The organism is Parcubacteria group bacterium CG10_big_fil_rev_8_21_14_0_10_36_14 (genome assembly GCA_002772895.1).
Lineage (GTDB): Bacteria > Patescibacteriota > Patescibacteriia.
Genome location: PFCS01000043.1, coordinates 1,789 through 3,144 on the forward strand (window position 1 = coordinate 1,789; position 1,356 = coordinate 3,144).

Consider the following 1,356-nt stretch of genomic DNA (forward strand, 5'->3'; position numbering starts at 1 on the left):
CTTTTAAATTTGAATCTTTCAACTAATTGATGGCGCATAAATGTTGGATAATCCATATCCTCGTCTCTATATCCGCCCTCGCCAGTATAAATATACGCTCTAACGTCTCCGCCGGACGGATTAAATGGCAGTGGGCTCCCGTCTTTTAATTTTTTTACCGGTTTTTCAAGTTTTGGCGGGTAGCCATAACCTTTTGTGTCTTCTGAAACCGGTAATCCGCGTTTCGCGTCTTTTCCGTCAATATCAAAAATTACTTCAACAAATTCTTTGCTATGGTTTGCAAAATTTATAACTTTTTTACCTTCAAGAACGCCTATGGATAATGTAAATCGTGGCATATTTGAATTTTTTATTCTTCTGTTTTTTTACACACCGTTATATTTAATGCCTTATCATAAGAACATCTATAACCACATTCGTAATCAAAATTTTCATTACCCTCGGATTGCTTCTGAACCCAATCACGACAATCTTCAATAGATTTTAATCCAGGCTGTACGATTACGGAATTTTTATTAGCAATATTATTTTTATCTGGATAATAAAAACCAACCCAATTTTCCTCTTTTAGATATTTCATAAATAATATAGATAGTGCAATTACTAACAAAATATAAATTGATGCCTTTCCTTTACTTATTTTCATATTTACTTTATTTTTTAAATTTGTCAGGAAAGTTTATCTTTAAAATAATCTTTAACATTAGTAATTTTACCCTCTCCCGTTTTCCGCCGGTGGGCGGATTTCTCTCGGCTTACGCTTCGCTCAACATTTTCTTTAAATATTCTTCCAATTCATTTATCTTAACCCTCTCCTGCTTCATTGTATCGCGGTCGCGAACTGTGACGGCTTTGTCTTCCAGCGATTCAAAATCAAACGTAATGCAATATGGCGTGCCGATTTCATCTTGTCTGCGATAACGCTTACCAATACTTCCTGTTTCATCATACATTGCTCGGAAACTGCCTTGCAACATCTGGAAAACCGCTTTTGCTTCGTTTGATAGTTCCGCTTTTTTAGAAAGAGGTAAAATAGCAACTTGTACTGGCGCGATTTGCTTGTTAAATTTCATAACAACACGAGTTTCGCCTTTTACATCTTCTTCGTGGTAAGCATCTAGCAAAATCACGAGCAAAGTTCTGTCTAATCCAAATGTTGGCTCAATAACGTGAGGCAAAAACTTTTTATTTGTTTCCGTGTCGCGGTATTCCAAATCTTTTTTGCTATATTCCTGATGTTGCTTTAAGTCAAAATCCGTGCGATACGCCAAACCATACAATTCTTTCCAGCCAAACGGAAAATGATATTCAAAATCAATTGTTTTTTTAGAATAGTGTGATAATTCTGTTTTATCA

At 35.3% G+C, this 1,356-nt stretch carries 3 protein-coding genes; all 3 read right to left on the minus strand.

The window, feature by feature from the left end; genetic code table 11:
• Positions 1-338, minus strand: a 338-nt coding sequence (locus COU51_03630) for a hypothetical protein (GenBank protein PIR66499.1), incomplete at its 3' end; no start/stop codon positions are given.
• An 11-nt stretch (positions 339-349) separates the two neighbouring features.
• Positions 350-646 (minus strand): hypothetical protein, encoded by a 297-nt coding sequence (locus tag COU51_03635; GenBank protein ID PIR66500.1) that lies wholly within the window; start codon positions 644-646, stop codon positions 350-352.
• Positions 647-755: 109 nt separating this feature from the next.
• Positions 756-1,356: anticodon-binding protein (locus tag COU51_03640; GenBank protein ID PIR66501.1), on the minus strand; the 601-nt coding region annotated here is incomplete at its 5' end.

Coding starts and splice junctions, on each gene's coding strand:
- COU51_03635 (PIR66500.1), bottom strand. CDS start 646: ATGAAAATAAGTAAAGGAAAGGCATCAATTTATATTTTGTTAGTAATT.